The sequence below is a fragment of the Ornithinibacillus scapharcae TW25 genome, from assembly GCF_000190475.1.
Classification (GTDB): Bacteria; Bacillota; Bacilli; order Bacillales; family Amphibacillaceae; genus Ornithinibacillus; species Ornithinibacillus scapharcae.
This window is the reverse complement of record NZ_AEWH01000050.1, coordinates 86,027-110,795: the sequence shown is the minus strand read 5'-3', so window position 1 is coordinate 110,795 and position 24,769 is coordinate 86,027. Positions and strand designations below refer to the sequence as shown.

General features: G+C 37.8%; 22 protein-coding genes. 14 read left to right on the top strand and 8 right to left on the bottom strand.

The annotated features are described in order from the left end of the window. Positions 1-61 precede the first annotated feature (61 nt). The 4 genes from G5W_RS0113125 to G5W_RS0113110 all read left to right on the top strand — a co-directional run bounded on the left by G5W_RS0113125 (position 62) and on the right by G5W_RS0113110 (position 3,587). Positions 62-553: a hypothetical protein gene (locus G5W_RS0113125; RefSeq protein WP_010097331.1), complete on the top strand. Its 492-nt coding sequence runs from the start codon at positions 62-64 to the stop codon at positions 551-553. A 188-nt stretch (positions 554-741) separates the two neighbouring features. Next, positions 742-1,755: an ROK family transcriptional regulator gene (locus G5W_RS0113120; RefSeq protein WP_010097328.1), complete on the top strand. Its 1,014-nt coding sequence runs from the start codon at positions 742-744 to the stop codon at positions 1,753-1,755. 29 nt (positions 1,756-1,784) lie between these two features. Beyond that, positions 1,785-2,996: an MFS transporter gene (locus G5W_RS0113115; protein ID WP_010097327.1), complete on the top strand. Its 1,212-nt coding sequence runs from the start codon at positions 1,785-1,787 to the stop codon at positions 2,994-2,996. A 30-nt stretch (positions 2,997-3,026) separates the two neighbouring features. After that, on the top strand, positions 3,027-3,587 hold the full coding sequence (locus G5W_RS0113110; protein WP_010097326.1) for a sugar O-acetyltransferase: 561 nt from the start codon (positions 3,027-3,029) through the stop codon (positions 3,585-3,587). 68 nt (positions 3,588-3,655) lie between these two features. Here the strand turns inward: G5W_RS0113110 and G5W_RS0113105 are convergent, their stop codons facing one another. Next, positions 3,656-5,590 carry a sensor histidine kinase gene (locus G5W_RS0113105; RefSeq protein ID WP_010097324.1) on the bottom strand — a complete coding sequence of 645 codons (1,935 nt, stop codon included), beginning with the start codon at positions 5,588-5,590 and terminating at the stop codon, positions 3,656-3,658. A 264-nt stretch (positions 5,591-5,854) separates the two neighbouring features. Here G5W_RS0113105 and pepV point away from each other — a divergent pair, with 264 nt between their 5' ends. Then, the gene (pepV, locus tag G5W_RS0113100; RefSeq protein ID WP_010097322.1) at positions 5,855-7,264 is read left to right on the top strand and encodes a dipeptidase PepV; all 1,410 of its coding nucleotides are present in this window, start codon (positions 5,855-5,857) and stop codon (positions 7,262-7,264) included. Positions 7,265-7,317: 53 nt separating this feature from the next. On the opposite strand, the gene cysK is transcribed toward pepV, so the two are convergent. Continuing rightward, positions 7,318-8,238, bottom strand: a complete 921-nt coding sequence (gene cysK, locus G5W_RS0113095) for a cysteine synthase A (RefSeq protein ID WP_010097321.1) — start codon at positions 8,236-8,238, stop codon at positions 7,318-7,320. A 185-nt stretch (positions 8,239-8,423) separates the two neighbouring features. On the opposite strand from cysK, the gene G5W_RS0113090 reads away from it, so the two are divergent. From G5W_RS0113090 to G5W_RS0113070, 5 genes are all read left to right on the top strand, one after another. Continuing rightward, positions 8,424-10,226 carry a M3 family oligoendopeptidase gene (locus G5W_RS0113090; protein ID WP_010097318.1) on the top strand — a complete coding sequence of 601 codons (1,803 nt, stop codon included), beginning with the start codon at positions 8,424-8,426 and terminating at the stop codon, positions 10,224-10,226. A 224-nt stretch (positions 10,227-10,450) separates the two neighbouring features. After that, positions 10,451-11,107: an NDxxF motif lipoprotein gene (locus G5W_RS0113085; RefSeq protein ID WP_337445671.1), complete on the top strand. Its 657-nt coding sequence runs from the start codon at positions 10,451-10,453 to the stop codon at positions 11,105-11,107. Between the two features lie 150 nt (positions 11,108-11,257). Next, positions 11,258-11,866: a cadmium resistance transporter gene (locus G5W_RS0113080; protein WP_010097314.1), complete on the top strand. Its 609-nt coding sequence runs from the start codon at positions 11,258-11,260 to the stop codon at positions 11,864-11,866. 54 nt (positions 11,867-11,920) lie between these two features. After that, positions 11,921-12,982 (top strand): permease, encoded by a 1,062-nt coding sequence (locus G5W_RS0113075; RefSeq protein ID WP_010097312.1) that lies wholly within the window; start codon positions 11,921-11,923, stop codon positions 12,980-12,982. Positions 12,983-13,053: 71 nt separating this feature from the next. Continuing rightward, a complete protein-coding gene (locus tag G5W_RS0113070; RefSeq protein WP_010097310.1) occupies positions 13,054-13,239 on the top strand; it encodes a DUF2187 family protein in 186 nt (61 codons plus the stop codon). 246 nt (positions 13,240-13,485) lie between these two features. On the opposite strand, the gene G5W_RS0113065 is transcribed toward G5W_RS0113070, so the two are convergent. After that, complete coding sequence (locus G5W_RS0113065) at positions 13,486-13,677, bottom strand: YbxH family protein (RefSeq protein WP_010097309.1); 192 nt, start codon at positions 13,675-13,677, stop codon at positions 13,486-13,488. A 107-nt stretch (positions 13,678-13,784) separates the two neighbouring features. Here G5W_RS0113065 and G5W_RS0113060 point away from each other — a divergent pair, with 107 nt between their 5' ends. After that, on the top strand, positions 13,785-15,818 hold the full coding sequence (locus G5W_RS0113060; RefSeq protein ID WP_010097308.1) for a catalase: 2,034 nt from the start codon (positions 13,785-13,787) through the stop codon (positions 15,816-15,818). A 47-nt stretch (positions 15,819-15,865) separates the two neighbouring features. Here the strand turns inward: G5W_RS0113060 and G5W_RS0113055 are convergent, their stop codons facing one another. Next, positions 15,866-16,897, bottom strand: coding sequence for a ketopantoate reductase family protein (locus G5W_RS0113055; RefSeq protein WP_010097306.1), 1,032 nt, complete (start codon positions 16,895-16,897; stop codon positions 15,866-15,868). A gap of 180 nt (positions 16,898-17,077) precedes the next feature. Here G5W_RS0113055 and G5W_RS0113050 point away from each other — a divergent pair, with 180 nt between their 5' ends. After that, positions 17,078-18,559 carry a methyl-accepting chemotaxis protein gene (locus G5W_RS0113050; RefSeq protein ID WP_010097304.1) on the top strand — a complete coding sequence of 494 codons (1,482 nt, stop codon included), beginning with the start codon at positions 17,078-17,080 and terminating at the stop codon, positions 18,557-18,559. Positions 18,560-18,731: 172 nt separating this feature from the next. Next, positions 18,732-19,466: a sulfite exporter TauE/SafE family protein gene (locus tag G5W_RS0113045; RefSeq protein ID WP_010097303.1), complete on the top strand. Its 735-nt coding sequence runs from the start codon at positions 18,732-18,734 to the stop codon at positions 19,464-19,466. 41 nt (positions 19,467-19,507) lie between these two features. Here G5W_RS0113045 and G5W_RS0113040 read toward each other — a convergent pair whose 3' ends face one another. The 4 genes from G5W_RS0113040 to pdxS all read right to left on the bottom strand — a co-directional run bounded on the left by G5W_RS0113040 (position 19,508) and on the right by pdxS (position 23,198). Next, complete coding sequence (locus G5W_RS0113040) at positions 19,508-21,103, bottom strand: amidohydrolase (RefSeq protein WP_010097301.1); 1,596 nt, start codon at positions 21,101-21,103, stop codon at positions 19,508-19,510. Between the two features lie 59 nt (positions 21,104-21,162). Beyond that, on the bottom strand, positions 21,163-21,555 hold the full coding sequence (locus G5W_RS0113035; RefSeq protein ID WP_010097299.1) for a DUF2500 domain-containing protein: 393 nt from the start codon (positions 21,553-21,555) through the stop codon (positions 21,163-21,165). 147 nt (positions 21,556-21,702) lie between these two features. Beyond that, the gene (gene pdxT / locus G5W_RS0113025; RefSeq protein WP_010097296.1) at positions 21,703-22,281 is read right to left on the bottom strand and encodes a pyridoxal 5'-phosphate synthase glutaminase subunit PdxT; all 579 of its coding nucleotides are present in this window, start codon (positions 22,279-22,281) and stop codon (positions 21,703-21,705) included. A gap of 29 nt (positions 22,282-22,310) precedes the next feature. Continuing rightward, entirely contained in the window at positions 22,311-23,198 is an 888-nt protein-coding gene (gene pdxS, locus G5W_RS0113020) for a pyridoxal 5'-phosphate synthase lyase subunit PdxS (RefSeq protein WP_010097294.1), read from the bottom strand. Positions 23,199-23,325: 127 nt separating this feature from the next. Between pdxS and pdxR the strand changes: the two genes are divergently transcribed. Next, entirely contained in the window at positions 23,326-24,723 is a 1,398-nt protein-coding gene (gene pdxR, locus G5W_RS0113015; RefSeq protein ID WP_010097293.1) for a MocR-like pyridoxine biosynthesis transcription factor PdxR, read from the top strand. Positions 24,724-24,769: the final 46 nt, after the last annotated feature.

Below are 24,769 nucleotides of genomic sequence, written 5' to 3'. Positions count from 1 at the left end.
AACTGCAACTAAACTAGATGACAGAATGCCCTTATGCTAGGATTAGAAGGGTGGTATTTTCATGGGGCTAAAAATAGTGGAGTGTCAGCAAGATGAACAGTTTGACATGTTTGCCGAGTTCTTTATGACGTATAGAAAGGACATCTATTCCACATACGATATCCATCTAATCATTCAAATCATTTGCGATGCCTTCGTGAATTCCAAAATAATTTTAGTACTTAATCAACAACAGAATACGGTGATTGGGTGTCTCGTTTACCATGTGGACGAAAGTAATGAAGTTTTATTTATCGAGCATGTCCTACTTCATCCTACGTATCGGCAAACACTGACTTTTATGATTGGTGCAAGAAAGACCTTGGATCATATTTTTGCAAAGTATCAATCGATTAAATTTGTCCAGTTCCTAGCAGAAGCAAGTAATGCCTATATAAACAACATGTCGTCTAAACTTGCCCTGAAAATTACATCGATTAAGATTGCAGCAGATCAAAGGAATCTATATGTAACGGAAAAGGAACGCCTAAATAATCTGTATAATCGGGTTTGATTGATAGAAGATTAATTCGTGCAAACTAGTTCGGCATGTATAGGTTAGGGAATTCCATTGTGGACGATTTTTTAATATGCTATAGTTATATATATAACTTATTAAAGGGATTAAATAAGTTCTTTAATAAGTGTTTTTTAGATACTTATTAAACTGATTTATAAAGTTCTTATTTGGGGGTGAAATAAATGGACACAAACTCAATAACAATTAGCAAAGTAATTCTACAAGGTATACGTAAGACTTTGATAGAACTTGGGAGTGCGACAAAAGCGGAACTTAGCGAAAGTTTAGGGGTTAGTTTTCCTACGATAAGTAAATTTCTAAGGGAGATGGAAAAGGACGGAGAGATTAGCCTTGTAGGATTGGATGAATCTAGTGGGGGGAGAAGGGCTAAGAGGTATACATATAATTCGGATTATATGCTAGGATTGGCTATCTATTTGGAAAAAACAGAAACAAATTATACGGTTTTTAACTGTCTAGGGGGAATGAAAGAGACCGGAAAAACATCTAGCCTGTTGGTGAATACGGACTTAAATCAGCTAACCGATTGTATAGAGAGAATAGTAGAAAAACATCCGAAAATAGGCTCAATTGCAATTGGTGTACCTGGATCTGTTGATAATGGACGGATTTTCTACATACCAGGTTATGAGCATTTACAGCATTTAGACCTTAAAGGGCTTTTAGAAGAACGTTTTTTGCTACCTGTCTTACTAGAGAATGATATGAATGCAGCTGTACTTGGTTATCGCGATAGGATGAGGATACAGGATAAAGAAGCGTTAGTATATTTGTATTCCGGGCAAAATGGTCCAGGCGCAGGGATCCTAATCAATGGTGATGTCGTTCGTGGTAGTACCTTTTTCTCGGGGGAGGTTTCATTTGTCCCACAGTATGACAATCTAAATTTCGGTAAAGCATTAGAGAAAGGTAAAATAAGTCGGGACATGGAGATTGATGCGATCAGTAGATTAGTAGCTTCATTTGTAGCAATTATCAATCCAGATACTATCATTTTCAATGATAAAGAAGTTGACGATGAAATATTGAATAATATACATATGAAAAGCTCTGTTTATGTTCCTTCTGAGCATCTGCCAAAGCTCATGTTGAGTAATTGGAAATACGATTATTTATTCGGACTGCAACGACTAGGACTGGATCTATTGTTGCAAGGTACAAATGGGGAAGAATAAGGATAATAACGATAGGGCGAGGTTTAACGATGATCACATTACTATTAATCATTATTTATTTAGCTTTTATCAGCTTAGGTCTACCTGATTCATTATTGGGAGCGGCATGGCCCGTGATGCAATCTGATCTCAAGGCTCCACTGGAAACAGGTGGAATTTTGTTTATGACGATTGCAGCAGGCACCATTATTTCTAGTTTATGTAGTGGAAAGGTATTAAAACGATTTGGGACTGGACATGTCACATTGATTAGTGTTTTGATGACTGCTGGTGCTTTACTCGGGTTTTATTTTGCACCATCGTTTGCTTGGTTAATTGTGTTTGCGATTCCACTAGGATTAGGAGCAGGAGCAGTTGATGCGGGACTAAACGATTATGTTGCTACACATTATAAGGCACATCATATGAGCTGGTTACATAGCTTTTGGGGAGTTGGAGCAACGCTTGGTCCAATCATTATGGCTCAGTTTATCATGGGAGATAATGCTTGGAGAAATGGATATTTCGCTATATTTGGTATCCAGTTCGCTTTGGTTATGATTCTCATCTTCACACTACCATTATGGAAGAAAGCAGCTGGTAATCATGATGTGAAACAAGAAGAGGACAATGAAAACGATGACGGTCCAGATGTAAAACCATTAAAAGTGAAGGGGGTAAAACTTGCTCTAGTTTCCTTCCTTTTTTATTGTGGGGTTGAAGCAACGATGAATCTATGGGGAAGTAGTTTCTTGGTTAATGTTAAAGGACTGAGTCCAGCAACTGCAGCAGGGTGGGTTTCCTTTTATTTCGCGGGTATAACCATTGGTCGGTTCATTACCGGTTTTATTACCTTTAAAACTACTAACCGTACGCTTATTCGAGCGGGACAGACAATAGCATTAGTGGGCACTGTTATGTTACTTTTGCCATTGCCATCTATTTTCTCCCTAATAGGCTTTGTTATTGTTGGATTAGGACTAGCACCGATTTTTCCATGTATGCTTCATGAAACGCCAGCTCGTTTTGGGAAGAAACATTCCCAAGTTATTATGGGCTATCAAATGGCAGTTGCTTATACTGGCACGACGTTTCTGCCACCACTATTGGGGTATGTAGCATCTATTACTACGATAGGGATTTTCCCGATTTGTATCGTTATTTTCGTGGCAGCAATGCTACTAAGTTCAGAGAGATTAAATAGCATATTAAAGAACAAAAATCTAACAAACACTAAAAATACAGGTTCAACGGCAGTTTAAATATATAATGATGGAAAGTAGGGTATCAATATGAAAACGGAAAAAGAAAAGATGATAACAGGAGAAATGTATGATCCAGCAGATCCAGTATTATTGAAGGATCGTGAGGATGCAAGACGAAAGGTTAGAATATACAATCAAACATTAGAAACGGAGGGTGAAATACGAACAAGGTTATTAAAGGACTTACTCGGTTCAACTGGGGAAAATCTATATATGGAACCTAATATTCGTTTTGATTATGGATATAACACACATGTTGGAGAAAACTTCTATGCGAATTTTGATTGTACGATATTAGATGTATCAGAGGTGAGGATAGGAGATAATTGCATGCTTGCACCTGGCGTACAAATCTATACGGCAACACATCCACTTCATCCAGTGGAACGATACTCCGGTAAAGAATATGCCAAGCCAATTACGATAGGGAACAATGTATGGATTGGTGGGAGTGCAGTAATTAATCCAGGTGTAACGATAGGGAATAACGCTGTTATTGCTTCAGGTGCTGTCGTTACAAAGGATGTACCTGATAATGTAGTAGTTGGTGGAAATCCAGCAAGAGTAATTAAAGAAGTTGAACTTTAGGGTCGTATATCAAGAGGCCGGAGATAATAGTAGTTAACACGTCTCGGCCTCTTTTGTTGTGATGATGACTACATTGGAAATTTTATCTCGATAACATAATTCCATTCTGCTTCGGAACGTATGGTTAGGGTTCCCTTCAGACTTTCTACCCTTTTTTTCATCGTGGATAAGCCAAAGCCTAATTGATCCTGAGAGAAAGGTTTACCATCATTTTTTAATTGGAAGACTATCTGATCATGCTCTTCCCTTAGAGTAAAATAAAACGACTTACAGTCTCCATGCTTGATTCCATTTGTAATGCCTTCCTTTAGTGCCATATAAATAAAATTCTTTTGAATAATAGTTAGTTCTGGAGGTACATCGATATGACATTCAAAGTTAACTCCACCATACTCAGTTGATTCCTTCATAATCTGTTTTAATGCATTCGTTAAGTTATAATTCCATTCCGCATCCTTTAGCAACCGAACAGAACTACGAATCTCATCTAACCCTTTACGAATTAATAACTGTGAGGTTTCCATTCTTTCTTTCGCCTGAGAAGGCTGTTTTTCTAGTAATCTCTTACCTGCTTCAATTTGTACAATAGTAGTTGTTAATGTGTGTCCGACGATATCGTGAATTTCTTGTGCAATACGATTTCTTTCTTCTAATGCTGCAATTTCTACCGCAGCAATAGCACCTTCCTGCATGCTTTCAACTAATTGGTGATGTGCTCTTTCTAGTTCCTTCGTTCTTTCTTGAACCCTATTTTCCAAAGTTAGATTATCTACTTCTAACCTATGCGTTAACTCTTTTAAGCTAGCTGCATATTCCTGTGCTTTCTTATCAGCTTGGCGATATCTATTCATAATAATGAGTACGCCTGGTAACACAATCGTAAATGGTCTAATCATTTTTACGACTGTTACAATGCCTGTCATGCTAGTTGCTGATGCGATATTAATAACAATCTCAAGGATTATAAATAGAACAAGTCCAATCGAGAAAACCACTAGCTCAGAATTCTTCTGTTGTTTAATAGATAAAATGGAAACGATTAATATCATCAACATATTAATCCCAATAAGTATACCTAGTAATGGGAAGAGAATTGCTACAAAGTTAGTAAAAAAAGTTGTAATTAGAACGCCCGAAATACCAGTCCCTATAAATAGGCAATTAGACCAAAGGACCCATTTCCGATATTTTGGATATACAATCTCTCGGAATAGGAAAAGCAATAGTGAAAAAGCGATAATCTGTCCTAGGACGGTTAGGTAAAACTGGACAACTGTTGGCATCGGAATGAACAATTGCTTCGATAATAGATAATTTGCGGTTGGCCATATTGAAAAATGAACGATAATAAATAAACCATAATAAAGCATGATGCGGATTTTTCTATTATATAGATATAAAAGTAGTGCAAAAAGGCCAGTAAAGAAGAAACCAATAATACTGATGATATTGATTGCATCAGCCTTCATGATGTAGTTTACTAGTCCTGCATCTGTTCCTATCGTGTAGAGGTATGGTGAATTCCCTTTGAAGCGTATATACACGTCATCTGTACTATTTTCTAATGGTATCTTTTCGAAACGTGGTACTCGTTCACGAAGATCATTATTTGCTATTTCACCAAATTGATAGATTAATAAATCGTTTTGATAGACCTCAAAATAGTAAGGACTAGGATAGACGAGTAAGTGGAGATTATCTCCTAGATTACTAGATTGATTTAGCTCAGATGGTGAAAAGCGAAGCCAAGTGAACCCGTTTTTATTATTCTGCTGATGAAAATCTGTGGACCATGTTCCATGCATTGGTATAAAGACTAGATTGGTGTTCTTGCTATCCCCAGATGATTCCTCTGCGTATTGAATATGGTGGAGAGGAATTTCCCAATAGTTATCCAGCTCATTATTGGCTTCGGCGATTGGGGGAAAGATAATGGAGATGAATATCATGAGGCTAGCGATTTTAAGTATATTAATATATCTCAAACCCTTTAGTAGATACATCTTTCTAGCTCCCCTTAATAATCATTATATAAATCTATTTAACTAAGCTTCATTATAAATGAAAGTGGTATGGAATAAATAGTTACAATTGTAATATGATTCTGCATGACAATTCATCTTAGGAAAATTTATAGTTATATCTGGTTGATACGAGTATTTCGATTATGTAAATGCTGTGTGAAGATGTACAATAATAGATATGAAAACAAAATACAAAATGTATCAAACGTTTGTTTGAAAAATGATTAAAGGAGTGAAGGATTGATGAGTAAGGTCAATTGGATGGATGAAGTAACGAAGAGAAAAGACGACTTTATCAAAGATTTGCAAGGACTTTTGCAAATTAAAAGTGTATTAGATGAGGAAAAAGCTACAGCAAACGCTCCATTAGGACAGGGGATAAAAGATGCTTTGCAATACATGCTAGACCTTGGAGAAAAGGATGGTTTTACTTCTAAAAATGTTGGTAACCTAGCAGGTCATTTAGAAATGGGGCAAGGTGACGAACTAATTGGTGTTCTCGGCCATGTTGACGTTGTTCCAGAAGGGGACGGCTGGAGTATGGATCCATATGGTGGAATTGTAAAGGATGGAAAGATATATGCACGTGGTTCAAGTGATGATAAAGGACCGACGATTGCGGCATATTATGGGATGAAAATAGTGAAAGAACTGGGCCTCCCAATCAATAAGCGAGTCCGTCTTATTATAGGTACAGATGAAGAAAGTGATTGGCGTTGTGTAGACCACTACTTTGAGCATGAAGAAATGCCGACAACTGGATTTGTACCGGATGCCGATTTTCCGATTATTTTTGCGGAAAAAGGGATAGCTGACTTTGATATCGTACAATCTCCTACAGCCGAGCAACGTACATCAATATATGAATTATTATCATTTGAATCTGGTCGTAGATATAATATGGTTCCTGATCATGCCAAAGTGGAGATAAAAGTACAAGACGAACAGGTTAATATTATTCAAGACTTTTTAGCATATTTAACACAAGAAAAGTTAGAAGGGGATGCAATAGCTGATAATGATATGTTTATCCTGACATTAGTTGGTAAGAGTGCACATGGTGCTGAACCACGTAATGGAATTAATGCAGGGATATACATGGCTAGATTTTTACAAAATTTAGACTTAGATGATGCTGGTAAAACCTACGTGACAACTGTAGCAGAATTTAATGAGAAGTCTAGAGGAGAAGTATTTGGAATTGCCTATGAGGATGAGGATTCTGGGGACTTAACCATCAATGTCGGTGTGATGACTTATGATCAAAAGAACGGCGGGCGAATTGGCTTGAATATGCGTTATCCTGTGACGTTTAATATAGAAGATGGTAAATCTAAGATTTCCTCGGTTTTGGAAGAAAAAGGATTAATGCTGGACAAGTATAGTGATTCTAAGCCCACTTATGTGAAAAAGGATGACCCATTAATTAAGACATTACAAAAGGTTTACGAGGAACAAACAGGAGAAAAAGCCGACCTGCTTGCAATTGGTGGCGGAACTTATGCTAGAGCATTGGATCACGGTGTTGCCTTTGGGGCACTCTTCCCAGGACGCGAAGATGTGATGCATCAAAAAGATGAATATGCGATTGTAGATGATTTATTATTAGCGACAGCAATCTATGCGCAAGCTATCTATGAGCTTGCTAAATAATTCATAATCAGTTTTAAAACACGGGAAGAGTAAATACTTCCCGTGTTTTTTTTCTATTCATCAAAAAGATTCATACTTAGATAACGTTCACCCGTGTCTGGTGCAATACATACTATTTTTTTCTCTTTCCCTAATCTTTTCGCAACCTCTATTGCGGCATATACGGCTGCTGCTCCAGAAGGCCCAATAAAAACACCTTCCATGGTTGCCAATTGACGCAGCATAGTAATTGCCTCTTCGTCATCTATTTGAATAATTTCATCATACACTTCTGTATTTAATATTCTCGGAATAAAGCCAGGACTTGTCCCTACTAGTTTGTGCTTGCCGGGTTTTCCTCCCGATAAGACAGGGGAACCTTTTGGCTCTACAACAGCAATATGAATTTTGGGTAACTTTTCTTTTAACGTTTCACCAGTACCGGTAACCGTTCCACCAGTTCCCGCCGTACAAACAAATGCATCGAGCTTGCCATCCATCTGGTCTAAAATTTCTAAAGCAGTCGTTGTACGATGGATGTCAGGATTCGCCTCATTTTCAAATTGTTGTGGGATAAAGCTATTCGGAATTTCTTTCTGTAATTCCAATGCTTTTCGAATACAACCGGGCATTTTTTCTTCGCTAGGTGTTAAGACAATTTTTGCTCCATAAGCTTGTAATAAACTTCTCCTTTCTAAAGTGCTATTATCAGGCATTATTAAAATTGCTCTATAGCCCCTAGCAGCAGCATTCATCGCTAATCCAATCCCCGTATTACCACTTGTAGGTTCGATAATGGTATCGCCAGGTTTGATGAGCCCTTTTTCTTCAGCGGTACGTATCATGTTAAAGGCAGCACGGTCCTTTACGCTTTTACTTGGATTGTACATCTCCAGTTTAACGTAAACATCTGCAGCATCTTCAGGTACTACTCTATTTAGCTTTACGATGGGAGTTTCACCGATTAATTGTGCAATATTGTCGACTACTTTCATTTTAATAACCAACTTCCTTTAGAGATGAAATATATCTGTTCATTCTACTATTAGCGGTCACGAGTTCGCAACCATTGAGGATTTACAGAGATTCATGAGGTAGGTCTTCAAAATATAGTATAGCTTAAATAGTTTTCAATTAATTTTAAAAAGATTACAATAGTAGAAAGAGGAGTGTGAAAATAATGAAATATGTAGATACTTGGGATTTAGAAAGCATTTTCCCTGGCGGTACAAAATCAGAGGAATTACAAGTTAAATTAAAAGATATAGAGAAGCAAATCAACGAATATCAAATACTCTTACGTGATTGGGATTATCAAACCCAATCAGTAGATGCGTTTAAAACGATATTATCCAAACAAGAAACGATTGGAAAAGGTCTTGGTCAATCTTCTACATTTGTTCAAATGTGGCATGATGCTTATACAAATGATGAACATGCGAATGTTGTTAAAGGACAAATAATGAATCTTTTTAGTGATGTTCAAAAGCTATCCAATACATTCACGAAGAAGCTAGTAGAGATTCCTGATACAGACTGGAATAATCTATTAGAAGACAAGGATTTAGCAGAAGTGTCCTTCTCGTTAAATGAAACCCGTGATGATGGGAAACGCTTATTATCGGAAGCGGAAGAGGAATTGATTGCGGAGCTAAATAAAGATGGTTTAGCAGCTTGGAGTAATCTATATGATACAGTTGTATCAATCATTACGATTCCATTTACGGATAAAGAAGGGAAAACAACCGAGCTATCTGTGGGGCAGGCTATGAATAGAATGTATGCTGATCCAGACCCTGAAGTGAGAAAACAGCTATTTGATAACTGGGAAGCGGCATGGACAAAATATGGGCCGATTTTTGCGGATACATTAAATCATCTTGATGGATATCGAATTACATTACAAAAGAAGCATCAATACGATAATCATTTAGAAGAACCTTTAGAATACAACCGTATGACAGATAAAACGCTAAATGCTATGTGGTCAGCTGTTTCTAATAACAAAGGTGCCTTTATTGAATTCCTTAATCAAAAGGCGAAACTGTTAGGGATGGAAAAATTGGGATGGCAGGATGTTGATGCTCCGATAGCATTGGGTGATATGAATTCTACCAGTTTTACCTATGATGAAGCATGTGATTTTATCATCGAAAATTTTGCTTCATTCGGTCCTAAACTTACAGAGTTTACAAAGCATGCACTAGAAAATCGTTGGGTGGAAGCAGAAGATAGACCGAATAAACGTCCAGGTGGTTATTGCACAGGCCTACCAGAATTTGGTGAGTCACGTATATTCATGACATTTACAGGTTCTTCATCTGATACAAGTACATTAGCACACGAATTAGGACATGCTTTCCATAGCCATGTCATGAAAGATCTTCCAACATTAAATCGTCAGTATGCGATGAATGTGGCAGAAACTGCTAGTACTTTTGCAGAAACGATTATCGGAAACGCGACAGTAGAAAATGCAAAATCAAAAGAAGAGAAAATTGCCTTATTAAACTCTAAGTTAGAAAACGCAACAGCAATGTTCCTAAATATTCATGCACGATATCTTTTTGAAAATGCATTCTACGAAGAACGTGCAAAAGGCATTGTATCGGAGAAACGTTTGAATGAATTAATGGTAGCGGCACAAAAAGAAGCATATGAAGATAGCTTATCAAGCTATCATCCGCACTTCTGGTGTAGTAAGCTTCATTTCTTTATCGATAGCGTACCATTTTATAACTTCCCATACACATTCGGATATTTATTCAGTTTAGGAATTTATGCAGAATATCTGAAGAATCCAGAAGGCTTTGAAGACAAATACATTGCATTACTTCGGGATACTGGTTCAATGAAGGTAGAAGACCTTGCTCAAAAACATTTGAATGTAGATATTACGAACGAAGATTTCTGGGCAGCTGGTATTGAATTGATGGGACAAGATGCGAAAGAATTCATTGAATTAACCAATGATTTAATTTAATAATTAAAAGGTAGTTGTCTTATGTATTTGGACAACTACCTTTTTTGTGTTTGTTTAAGAAATTTCTAATTTTTAGTAAAAGTAGTATAATCCTAATTAGATAAAATTTCCTAATGAGGTACCTTTTTGAAAGTGGACTTCTGGTAGGCAACGTCAGGCACACATGATACTCTAATAACCAGTAATGGTGTTTATGTAAACCATTATGAGGTGCAGCGGATAGAATTCAATATTGGCATGATCACATATTCATAACAAAGGAGGGAGAAAAGCTGAGAAAGATTATTGTTAGTTTGATGTTTCTTTTTATTATAAGTGCATGCTCACACGAAGAAGATATCGACACAAAAGAAGATAAATCTCTATCTAGCCAGCACGTAGAGGTTCCCAGTGAGATCTTCACCTCTGAAAAACAAAATAGTGTAATTGACGAAGAGGAAATGAAACAGAGCATAAAAACATACCTTGATAGCCATGAGGAATTAGACAATGCCAGTTCTCCATTTCAAGATATTATTTATGAGGGGAAGGAATTAAATGAGGAGGAATTAGAGAAATTTGCTCAAATAACCAAGCTTACAAAAGAAAATGATGAAAATTTTACTAACTACCTGTCCAATAATACATTACCGGAAGATTATCAAGTCGAGGCTGAAAGAATTAGCCAGTATATTACAGCTTACAATGAGGTCCTTTATGAATTAGATGAAATCCTCCGTGATTTCAGTGATGACGGGAATAAAGGGGAGTTTCCTAAAGTAGATATTTTGTCCATCATGACTAAAATGGACGTTGTCAATGGAAGGGAGCAGAAAACAATAGAAGACTTCCTTGAGAAGAAGGAGATTAAGACGAAAGCTTTTGGTAGGGATAATAACTAATAATAGCCTAAAGCTACCCGAAATATTCTCGGGTAGCTTTACTTTCTAATTTTAACAATCGACCGCGTTAAGGTTCCTTTCCTATTGTTGGTCTACGAAAGATTCCCACTGCTTATACTAATAGTACAAGCTTTACCAGGGGGAGATAGTTTGATTACGATTCTAACGATGATCACGACATTTATCGCTACGGGAATCGATGAAATGATAATTTTAATCTTGATATTTGCTCATGCAAGAAATCATAATCAAATAAGGCAGGTATATATCGGTCAGCAAATTGGGATGACTTTTATCATCGTAGTTGCACTATTAGCGTTGTACGGAATCACTTCTCTTTTCACTGGGAAATGGACAGGCCTAATCGGATTGCTTCCAATAATCATGGGAATCATGGAGTTAGTGGAAAGAGATGACGATGATGAAAGTGGGGAGGTCCTACAGAAGTCCGCAATTTTTAGTAATCTCACACTTAGAGTTACTCTAATAGCAATTGCAGGAGGAGCTGAAGAATTAGCGATTTATATTCCTTACTTTACATCGCTTGAATCACAGGGATTATTACTAGCTCTAATTACATTTGTCATCATGGTTCCGATATGGTGTGCAATTTGTCAAAAACTAGGCTCTATGAAAAATGTTTATGAACTCGTAAAACGATATGAACGAATTCTAATTCCTGTGGTATTCATTGGGATTGGGCTCAACGTACTTGTCGAGAGTGACACGCTAGAAGCAATATTAGACCTGTTTTTATAATTAATGTGGTAAAATTATATCTTCGTGATGCTAGTGCATTTGGAGGTAAGGAAAATGACTCAGGCAGAAAACACGCATTCAACTAGAATGGGTCGAAAGAAAACAATGTTATTTGTACTCGTATTTTTACTTATAGCTGTTTTAGGATTGATGTATGTAAAATGGGTTCCCTATTATCATAAAGCCGATTTGGCGGCAACCACTCATTCTATTGGAGAATCAATTTTTAGCGGTATGACGGATGAAGTTTCCTGGCAAAGCGGTTTAGAATATGCAGCAGCTTATTTTAAATCGGTATGGAAGGCGGCTGTTCTAGGGATTATACTTGGCTCGTTGATACAGGTATTATTACCTACTAATTGGCTAATAAAAGTTCTTGGTAAAACAAACTTCAGTAGCACTGCAGTTGGGGGAGTGGCGTCTCTACCTGGAATGATGTGTACGTGTTGTGCAGCACCTGTTGCAGTTGGGCTACGGAAAAGGAAAGCATCCATCGGTGCAAGTCTTGCCTTTTGGATGGGTAATCCGACTTTGAACCCTGCCACATTAGTGTTTATGACTTTTGTGCTGTCATGGAAATTTACCTTATTACGGGTAGTATTTGGGATAATTATAGTATTTGGTATCAGTTACTTAGCAAATCGCTTTGCACCAAAAGTAGACGCTGTAGAGATTGATAAGATGATGGAAGAAGTAGAAGAAGAGGAAACAGGTTCGTTCTTATCGAGGTGGATAAAGTCGATGGGCAACATGATTTTATACATTGTTCCGGCCTATATCTTATCTGTTCTTTTATTAGGAGCAGCACGAACTTGGTTATTTCCAGAAATTAGTTCAGAAGCGGCAAATGGACTAATTGCCATCATTTTATTTGCTATGGCAGGAATGTTATTTGTTATCCCGACTGCTGCCGAAATCCCAATCATTCAAACGTTTATGGCATTTGGGCTAGGAGGCGGACCAGCGGCGGCACTATTAGTAACGTTACCGGCAATCAGTCTACCATCCATGATTATGGTTGGTAAGTCCTTTCCAACAAAAGTCTTACTATTCGTTGCGGGAGCAGTTGTCATCGTAGGTGTCTTATGCGGGTTAGTTGGAATGTATTTATTTTAATGATGAATCTGATGCACGATGATGTGTCATACTAGTAACAGTGTAAACAGCAATATAAAGGAGTATTTGACATGGCAGAAAACAAAGCAAATGTAGGTGACAAAATCGAGATTATGAATGGAGAACATAAAGGGAAAAAAGGAGAGGTTCTCATCGTTCGTGAAAACTCGGTTATTGTAGAGATTGGACATAATAAAGTGCGGGACGAGCCTATTAAAACCGTAATAAACCATAAAAACTATAAAATCGTATCATAAGCCCACCAGTGAGGTGGGCTTTTTATCTATTTTTGAATCCGGAATCTGATTCTAGCAAATCGCCGATATTTTCACTGTTATCGCCGAAAATGTGAGGAAAATCGCCGTACACTTGGCTGGTCTCGCCGAAGTACCTAATGAAACCGCTGAAACTTGCTCCTGATTCGCTGGACACTTAGCTGGTTACTGCTCCCTCCACAATAATAGGCTAGTGAGCGAAAGTGTTACATAACACGAAAAGCCCCCTTACAACCCTCGTTCTTGACAATATTCGTCTACCAGCTCCTCAATTTTATCAACTAAAGGATATTTCCCTGTGAAGTTAAACTTAATTTCCTCAACAAATTCACCTTTATGATATACATGAATCGCACCGTTTTGTTCGATCACGCTAAATTCTGGTTCAAACCGGTAACCACTGCGCTCAATAGCACCCATCAACATTCAACTCCTTTTTTAGTTATTATTTCTCTAACTTGTACCGTTCAATTCATATGGATATCTTTTGTAATTTCATCATATCAATGAATGGGGAGGTATGGAGAATGGCGGATAAAAGAAACTCCAATGAAAAGGATGAGCAGCTAGATGTTTTTCGAGTAGTAGACAAGGGCAAGTACATGACAACGAACCAAGGGCTCAAAGTATCTGAGGATGAACTTTCGTTAACTGCAGGAGTCCGTGGACCGACTATTATGGAGGATTTTCATTTTAGGGAAAAGATGACGCATTTTGACCATGAAAGGATTCCTGAGAGAGTCGTACATGCCAGGGGATTTGCTGCACATGGTGAGTTTGAATTATATGAAAGCATGGAGAAATATACAAAGGCAAAAATATTTACGGACACTTCTAAGAAGACACCGACATTTGTTAGATTTTCAACAGTAAACGGAGCTAGAGGTTCAGCGGATACGGCTAGGGATGCGCGTGGTTTTGCAACTAAGTTTTATACAGATGAAGGAAATTATGACCTAGTAGCTAATAATATACCAGTATTCTTTATTCAGGACGGGATTAAGTTTCCAGATGTTGTCCACTCCTTTAAACCAGAACCTCATAACGATATTCCTCAAGCATCCACCGCACATGATAATTTTTGGGATTTTGTAGCGAATAATCCGGAAAACGCACATATGGTCATGTGGATTATGTCTGACAGGGCTATTCCAAGGAGTTTTCGTATGATGGAAGGATTCGGTGTTAATACATTTCGATTCGTGAACAAGAATGGCGAGGCGTTTTTTGTGAAATTCCATTGGAAACCAGTACTAGGAACACATTCTCTTATTTGGGATGAAGCGCAAAAGCTAATGGGAATTGACCCAGATTACCACCGGAATGACTTATGGGATGCGATTGAAAGAGGAGATTACCCGGAATACGAGCTTGGTGTGCAAATCGTTCCACAGGAAGATGAATTCAAATTTGATTTTGATTTGTTAGATGCAACGAAGCTGATTCCTGAAGAAGAGGTCCCTGTAAAAATCATCGGGAAAATGAAGCTTACCAAAAATGTTGATAACTTTTTTGCTGAAACGGAACAAGTCGCCTTTCATCCGGCGAATGTTGTACCTGGAATTGATTTTACCAATGATCCTTTATTACAAGCACGCTTATTTTCTTATGTGGATACACAATTAATCCGACTCGGTGGACCGAATTTTCATGAGATCCCTATTAATCGTCCAATATGTCCATTTCATAATAATCAGCGTGATGGGTATCATCGCCAAACGATAAATGTTGGAAGGGTGAATTACCACCGCAATTCTTTAGCGAATAATACGCCAGCACCTGCATCACCAGAAGAAGGCGGATATAAGCACTATGAAGAAAAAGTAGAAGGTAAGAAAATAAGAGCCAGAAGTAAAAGCTTTACCGACTTCTTCTCTCAGGCAACGATGTTCTGGAATAGTATGAGTGCTCCTGAAAAACAGCATATCATTGATGCATTTAGCTTTGAATTAGGAAAGGTAAAAAGCAAATCGGTTCGAAAGCAGAATGTTGAGTTGTTTGCGAATGTTAATCTAGAGTTAGCTCAGATTATTGCCAGAAATATTGGAGTAGAACCACCAGCACAAGGAGGTTCAACGGTAACTAAGGCTTCCCCTGCATTAAGTCAATTAAATACACCAATGTCTGCTAAAACTAGGAAAGTGGCTGTTATCCTATCGGATGGTTTTGATGGTCCATATGTAAAAACGGTGTTAGGGGCTTGGATAACAGCAGGGTTAGTACCAGAAATCATTAGTGAAGACCTTGGAATGGTCAAAGGAACCAACGGTGTGACCTTAGAAGCGACTCAAAATGTTTATACAGCACAGTCCGTACTTTATGATGCCGTCTTTATGGTGCGGGGGAGCAGTACAGACAAGGCATTTAACGAAAAGGCTGCGTATTTCCTTGATGAAGCTTTTCGTCATAAAAAGACAATTGGAGCGATTGGAGAAGGGGAGAAGTGGCTGGATGTAAATAACTATACGAATAAACCCGGTGTCATTACAAATGGATCTGCTACTGACTTTGCGGAACGTTTTATAAAGGCAGTTGCTATGCATCGTCATTGGAATAGATAAAAAAGGGGAGCGATATGTACTAATATACATATCGTTCCCTTTATAAGTTATCCTTGCATAAGCTCTTTGAAGAATGGAATATTTACTTCAAATGATGTTACGGCTTTTTCTTCCTCTGCTTTTTGAACTAGTCGCACGACTAAATCGTTATAAGGTGTTGCCACACCAAGATCTTTACCTTTCGTTACTACGAAACCATTGATGTAATCAATTTCCGTCTTTCTTTGTTTTTCGAGGTCTTGAAGCATACTAGCTCTTAATAGTGCCTGAGGTTCGAAAGCTTTTCTAGCAAAACCAATTGCCATAGGTAAGTTACTTTCATCTTCAACAAGCTTGAAGATACCTAAATCAAATCCAGATAGTGGCGCTAGTGTAACACCAGCTGCTTCTGCAACACGGATCGTTTCGTCTGCAAGGCGCACAGCACTGTAAACGGCAGCCTCGTCTTTGATGACTTCCCCAAAAGTACAGCCTAGTGCTGCTGACATTCCACTTAATGCAACATTCACAAGTAGTTTTGCCCACTTCGTCCCAACAAGATTATCGGTTACATGAGTCCCGCCGACTAAATCCAATATCTTTTTAATCTCTTGGATTCTTTCTGAAATCGAACCGTCTAATTCACCTATTTGGAATGCATTACCTTTGAACGCTTCTGTCGCTGTTGTTAGTTCAGAAACACCAGGTTCGATAAACGTAGCACCGAATTCAACCGATCCGCCAATCACATGTTTTTCCCCAAGTATGGATACTAGATCCTCTTCGGGAACACCATTTTGTAGCGATAATACGACACTGTCGTTATGTAAATAACCTTTTAGATTGGTTACAACATCCTGGTTGAAAACCTGTTTCGTAAGTAGTAAGACTAAGTCATATGTTCCTGACATTTCCTTCGGTGTAATCGCTTTTACGCGAATTGTTTCATTCATTGTCCCAGTTATGGTTGCTCCAACCTCATTCAATGTGTTGACATGTTCCTGGTAAACATCTATTAACTCTACTTCATCAGAACCTTTGGAGATAAGTGCCCCTATAATAGTTCCTAAAGAACCTGCTCCCATAATTCCAATTCTCATATAAACCCCTCCTGAATATCTGTCTACTATATAAGTTATAGGTAAATTATACTAATGACAGAATACAGAAAGCAATTAATAACGACACTTGATTATAAATTTAAAAATTTAACCCTATGGAAATAATTACCGATATAGTATGATATACCTATATCTATTAAAAAGAGGGGGAACTCGTCTGTGCAACAAGATACATATAATACGAAAAGGGTTCATAAAGTTAATCTATTTATTTTAATTGCTATTGCTCTTCTATTAGTTATACCAGTCGTTATCGCAGAGGGTGTTGGAGATAGTGTCGGAATTATTATCGCGGGATTGGGTGTTATTATACTTACTATTATCAATTACTTTTTACCGATACCGACCTATGTGAAAGGGTTTATTTTTGGATTACTTCCTAACCTAGTCGTGGTAGCGCTATTGCTATCGGACGGGTATGCACTGAATAAGCACTATCTAATCTTTTTAACAATCGGTATGATTGCAATGTACTTTAGAAAGGAATTAATTCTCCTGTTTGGCGGAGTGGTTAATATTAGCATTATTGCTTTATATATTATAAGTCCGGCAGATTTATTAGGAGTAGATGGTAATTTAAAAGGCTTTATCACCGTTATAGCCATCGTTAATGGTATCTTAGTAGCTTTATATCTATTAACCAAATGGGGGAGAAACTTAGTAGACGAATCTACTAGAAAGGAACTAGAGGCAAATCAGTTACTGGAACAACTGAATAGTACGTTCAGTACTATTGAAAAGAGTGCGAATACACTTGATCAAACAATTGGTCAATTCAATAAGGACATTTCAACCATCTATGCATCTAGTGAGGCGGTTATTGATTCCGTACAACAAATGGCTGCTGCAATTCAAGATGAAGCAGAAAGTGTTAGCATTGTGAATGAATCAATGGGATCCTCACTGGAAAAAACAAATCAAACGATTCAAATCTCGCAAGGTATTGTTGAAAAGTCAGACCTAATGAATGGAGAAGTACAAGTTGGTTGGGAAAAAATTCAACAAGCAAATACACATATTCGAACGGTGAACGACACGATTGGCACGACTACCGTAACTGTGGCAGAGTTACAAGAGAGTCTAGGTAAGGTGAACGAGTTACTTCAAGGGATTAAAGATATTGCCGAGCAAACAAATCTACTTGCTTTAAATGCTGCTATTGAATCAGCACGGGCTGGTGAGCACGGTAAAGGCTTTGCTGTCGTAGCAGATGAAGTTCGTAAATTAGCGGAACAAAGTGCGAATATAACGGTTAACATTACAGAAGTAACAAGTAGTCTATTTGAGAAGTCACAAGAGGCTCAAGAGAAAGCGACAGAAGGGGAACATGCTGCTGCAGAAGGAATGAAGCTATTAGATGAGGTTTCGAACTTCTTCACAGAATTAATGAATACCTTTAAACGGACAAACTCTGAGCTATCCAGGGGGATGAATGAAATTAAAGCTGCTACAGGTAACTTTAACAGCATTCAAGAGCAACTGGAGAATGTCGCGAATATATCAGAGGAAAATGCATCCTCCACACAGGAAATCGTGTCAACTTTGGAAACGGAACATAGTTTAATTACTTCCATTAACACAGCCGTATCCGAAATAAGTGAATTAAGTAAGCAGTTAAAAGAGCTTGTTAACAAACAATAGATAGTCATAAAAGCGTCTGAAATATAATTATTTCTGGCGCTTTATTATTTTGAAGCAAAAGGGAAAATGAACTTCGTTTATCTATATAAGTAATAATTATCAATAAGGATAAAATATTAGTATTTTTACTTATCTAAATACAGAGCTATACTAAGCGTAGGAGGTGGTATGCATGGAGTATCTCATCATATTTTTAACAGGTATTATCTCAACTACACTTGGTACTGTAGCAGGTGGGGGAGGTTTAATTAGTTTACCGACCATGCTGTTAATGGGAATGCCTATCCATTCAGCAATTGGTGCGAATAAGGTATCAAATACGGTTAGTTCATTTTCTAGTTTTTATCATTTGTTACGCCAAAGAAAGATAACTTGGAAGGATTGCTATTGGATCATTCCAATAAGTGTACTAGGTGGGGTCAGTGGTGGATTCATTGCAAATGCATTATCTTCCAGAAGTCTTTATATCATAGCGATTGTTCTCTTATTATTTGCTCTATTAACCTCCATGATCGGGAAGCGTAATTTTACAGGAGGAAATGTACTAAAACCAACAAAAATAAGTATACCTGGACTTTACGGTATTGGAATATATGATGGATTATTTGGACCGGGCCAGGGAACGTTAATGTTCTATTTGTTTGCATTTTTAAAGGTCGATTATTTAAAAGCGGTTGGGTACGTTAGACTTGCTACTTTTTCAAGCTGTATCGGTGCCGCTGCTATGTATATCTCTTCTGGAAAAATACTTTGGGGACTTACACTAACATTGTTATGTGGGTCAGTGATAGGAGCACAGATTGGTATTCGATTAGCAGAGAAAATAAAGCCGCGATATATGAAACCGATTCTACGTATTGTTACGCTAGCCATTATTGTTCAAGTAGTCTTGGAAAATATCTTTTAATATCGAAAGAAGAGTCGCTCATACGTGTGAGCGACTCTACCCTATCTTTCAAATATGACTTTACCGTCTACCATGGTAAATAGGACACTTGCTGTCTTGATTTTCTCTATCGAAACAGAAAATAAATCGCGATCAAGAACAATTAAGTCTGCAAGTTTACCAGCTTCTAATGTACCCAATTCGTTTTCACGAAATGCACCATAAGCTGGTGCATAAGTATATGCTTTTAGTGCTTCAGATAGAGTGATTTTTTCATCCTTACTCCATACTACACCATCATCATCTAAACGAGTAACAGCACGGTATATCGCAGTTAAAGGATTCAACCCTACAACAGGATAATCACTACCATAAACTAAGGTAGCGCCAGCATCTTTAAGTGTCTTTTGTAACATATATAATTGCATTCGTTCCTCGCCAATCAGCTCTGTGAATACCTCGTATGACGATCCATTAATATGTTCAGGCTGAATAGATGCAAGTACACCTAATTCATGAAAACGAGGAATATCTTCTTCGCGAATCATTTCGATATGCTCTATAGCATGACGAGAATCCCTTTTGCCGTTTTGTTGCTGTGCTTCTTCAAACGTATCTAGTGCGAGTTTTACTGCTTTATCCCCAATACAATGAAAACGCACACGGAAGTTCTCTTTATCAGCTTCAACCGTCCACTTTCTAATTAATTCTTCCGGATAAACCGTACTCCCTATTAGGCCTGGTTTATTGGAATATGGCTCTTGTAAATAAGCGGTATAACTTGTCAAAACACCATCAATGAATTGTTTAAAACCAGTAAACTGAACCATATTCGAATGATAATGATCGCGAAGCCTTCTTGCTTCATTTAAGTCGCCATTTAGTGGTGCGACAAAGTGAACTCGGGCTGTCAGTTTATTTTTATTCTCGAAGTCTGCGTAGATTTCTGCTTCCTCTGTGCTCATCTCTGGTAAGCGAAGTAAGTCATGAACAGAAGTAACACCATAACGAGCAGCTTCTTTTAAAAATTGCTCTAGCAGTTGTTCTTTATGCTCCAAATCCATTGGCATTACCTTTGTAACTAGTCCAACAGCATGTTCTAGTAATAAGCCTGTTGGTTCCCCATTTTCATCCTTCACAACCTCACCAAATTCAGGATTTTCAGTGTCACGAGTTATCCCAGCCAACTCAAGCATAGCGGTATTGACCCATGCACTATGAAATTCAGCTTGATAGAGAATAACAGGGACGTCAGAAACCACTTCATCAAGATACTTTCGATGGACAGGCTCTTTATTTGTCCAGCTATTATCATCCCAACCACTACCTATGATGAGTGGTGAATCGGTATGTTTTGCCTGATACTCTTGGACAAGCTTTGCTGCTTCCTTGGCAGAGTGAACATTCTGTAACTGGACACTATTTTCCAACATACTTCCTAAAAGAAGATGAATATGGAAATCATGGAATCCAGGCATGATTAGTTTATCTCCAAAGTCATAGATTTTGGTTTCTTTTGAAGTAAATTCACTAATCGAATCCTTTTCGACAACATCTAGGATTGTATTATTATGTATTAATATAGCAGCTGCAATAGGAAGTGTTGTGGTGCCAGTAAATACGTTATTTCCCGTGACAATAATATCCGGTGTTTGCATCGTTTCCGTACTCCTTCATCAAAAAATATATCCTTATCTGGATAACAGCTAAGGCCCAATTAATATCTCTCAAAGCCTAAAAACCTGCTCCCTTTAAAGGTTAGTGTCCCCTGATCTTCATCAGCTAATTGTGCATAATCTGAAGCAGATAAGTGAAATTCCTTTCGATCTCCACTATCAAATTCAAATGTCGCATAATAGGTGGTGCTTGTATGGCTATGATGATCATCCCCATGATGTGTACCGCGGACATGCGTCCGCTTGCCTTTAACTGTTGCATAAACAGATAGTTGTGGAGAATCCTCATTTTTCTTCCATTGTGATACTCCCTTTGCAGCATTCACGATGAACGTTCCAATTACAATAACAAAAATAATAATAAAAAAGACCGGAAATAAAGAAAAAAAGTCAAAACCTGTATCCATTGTATCCATAGGACCAAATTCTGTCATGAATATCCCCCCTAGAAAAAATTATAACTTACTTACGTATGTTCCGGTAGAAGGTTTCGATATTATTGGAAAAAGAGAGGGGGGGTTTCAGAAGAAAAGCAAAAAGCACAAGATTGAGGTTAACTCATCTTGTGCGTGTAAAGGCATTTAAAACATGTCTACAAACATTTGCAGAAAACGCGTATCATCTGTTAATTCTGGATGAAAGGAACTTACTAGTATCTTTTTTTGCATTGCAGCTACAATGTGGTTATTATAGGTCGCTAGTATCTCAACATCTTCCCCCACACTATCTATATATGGTGCACGAATAAATACCGCTTTAAAAGATTCAGACATTCCTTTAATCGGGAGTTCTGCTTCAAAGCTGTCCTTTTGTCTTCCAAAGGCATTACGCTTCACTCGTATGTCCATTAATTTCAGGTGAGTATCGGATGAATCGGATATCTCTTTAGCTACCAATACCATTCCAGCACAAGTTCCAAAGATAGGTTTATTCTGAGAATGGAACGTTTGAATTGGTTCCAAAAAATCATAACGTTCAATTAGTCTTCTCATCGTCGTGCTTTCTCCACCAGGGAGTATTAATCCATCAATTTCGTCGAGTTGTTCAGGTTTCTTAATGATCATTCCGTTATGCCCTAATTCTTCTACTTGCATGATATGTTCTTGAACGGCTCCCTGTAGTCCAAGAACACCGATTTTTTTTTGTTCAAACCCATGCACTTCCTTTCTAAATGCTGGTCCAGATAATGTTACCAGCCGCGCTCTTGCATTCTATCTTGTTGATTTAATTTAGAAATTTCGATACCTTTCATAGCAGCCCCTAATTCTTTTGAAAGTTTACCAATTAAGTCATAGTCATTGTAGTGTGTCGTTGCCTGTACGATGGCACTTGCGAACTTCTCTGGATTTTCAGATTTGAAAATTCCTGATCCAACAAAGACACCATCAGCACCTAATTCCATCATTAAAGCTGCATCTGCTGGTGTTGCAATCCCACCAGCAGCAAAGTTCACAACTGGTAGACTACCAGATTCCTTGATTTGACGTAAAACTTCATATGGTGCTCCAAGGTTTTTCGCTTCGGTCATTAATTCATCATCACTCATTAAGGTTACTTTACGAACCTGTGCTTGGACTTTACGCATATGGCGTACTGCCTCTACGATATTTCCAGTACCTGGTTCACCTTTTGTGCGTAGCATCGCTGCACCTTCTCCAATTCTGCGTGCAGCCTCACCTAAGTCACGGCAGCCACATACGAAAGGCACAGTGAAATCGCTTTTCAAAAGATGAAATTCCTCATCAGCTGGTGTAAGAACTTCACTTTCATCAATATAGTCTACACCCATTGCTTCTAATACCCGTGCTTCTACGATATGCCCAATACGAGCTTTTGCCATAACGGGAATGGTCACCCCATTCATTACTTCTTCTACAATTCTAGGATCTGCCATTCTAGCAACTCCACCTGCAGCACGAATATCAGATGGAACGCGTTCTAATGCCATAACCGCTACCGCACCACTTGCCTCTGCTATTTTGGCTTGTTCTGCATTGACAACGTCCATTATGACGCCACCTTTTTGCATTTGTGCCATTCCTCGTTTAACTGTTTCCGTACCAACTAATTTACTCATCTTATTCACTCCAAGTCGCTTTTTATTTTGATTTATGTAGATTTTCCCTTATTATAAGAGTTAGTTGGCATTGTTAAAAGTGTCAGTTTTACAGTTTTTGATAAGGTCAGATTTGGGGTCGAATTAAATGGAAATGTTGTCGTGTAATTTAAATCGGGAAAGTCAAATCCCGTTGTATGAGCAATTGTATACATTTATAAAAGATGAAATTATGGAGGGAAGAATACCTTTTGGTACGAAACTTCCATCCAAGAGAAAGCTCTCTGAATTTTTGAAGATTAGTCAAAACACGGTGGAAAAAGCGTATGAGCAACTAGTTGCAGAGGGATATGTGGATGGGAAAGCGAGAAAAGGATATTTTGTTTTGGCATATGAAGATATGGAATATGTTCAAGTTGAGAATCGCATGCCATTACCACCAAAGGAAGAGGAGCCAGCTGCTCTTTTTAACTTCCATCCTAGTCAAATTGATACAGAAAGCTTTCCATTTGCAACGTGGCGAAAATATGCTAAAAATATTATCGACCAAGAGAATCAGGAACTTCTTTTAATGGGAGATAAACAAGGGGAATATACACTAAGGGAAGAAATTGCGAATTATCTCTATCAAGCAAGAGGCGTTCATTGCACCCCAGATGAAATTATTATTGGGGCTGGGATAGAGATTTTGTTACAGCAACTAATCTTATTATTTGGGAATGAGGCCTCATACGGTGTAGAGGACCCTGGTTATCATGTCATCTCGCATATTCTACGAAATTACCCTAATGAGGTTTATCCATTAGAGGTAGATGATAGAGGAGTTAAAGTTGAATCGCTAAGAGGTAAAGCAATTGATATTGTGTATGTCACCCCATCACACCATTTCCCTTATGGTTCTGTACTATCTGCTAATAGAAGAATTAAATTATTAAATTGGGCAAATGGTGATACAGAGCGTTATATCATAGAGGATGATTATGATAGTGAATTTCGGTATAGTGGTAAATCCATCCCATCGTTACAGAGTATGGATCAAACGGGAAAGGTTATTTATTTAGGAACTTTTTCTAAATCATTGATACCATCCATTCGGATAAGTTATATGGTACTTCCCAAAGGGTTAATGCAGCGCTATCAAAAAGAGTTATCATTCTTTCAATGTAGCGTTTCGAGGATAGATCAACATATTTTAGCCTCTTTCATGAAAAAAGGGGATTTTGAAAAGCATCTCAACAGAATGCGGAAAATCTACCGTAGAAAAATGGAAAAAACAATCGAATTATTAAAACCATATCAAGCTGAGGTCAACGTGATAGGGGATGTATCAGGATTTCATGTTGTTTTAGAAATAGATAACAACCTAACAGAAGAAGAGTTGATGCAAAAAGCCAAGGATGCTAACGTAAGGATTTATCCACTATCGAACTATCAAATGGAAAAAAGTTATTCCACCCGACCAAGAATTATACTAGGCTTTGCAGGAATATCAGAAGCTAAAATAGAGGAAGCCATAACGTTATTAATGGAGAGTTTGCTTAGATGATTCAAATAATATAGTTATTTTTCTTGTAATAAAAGCACATAGCTAA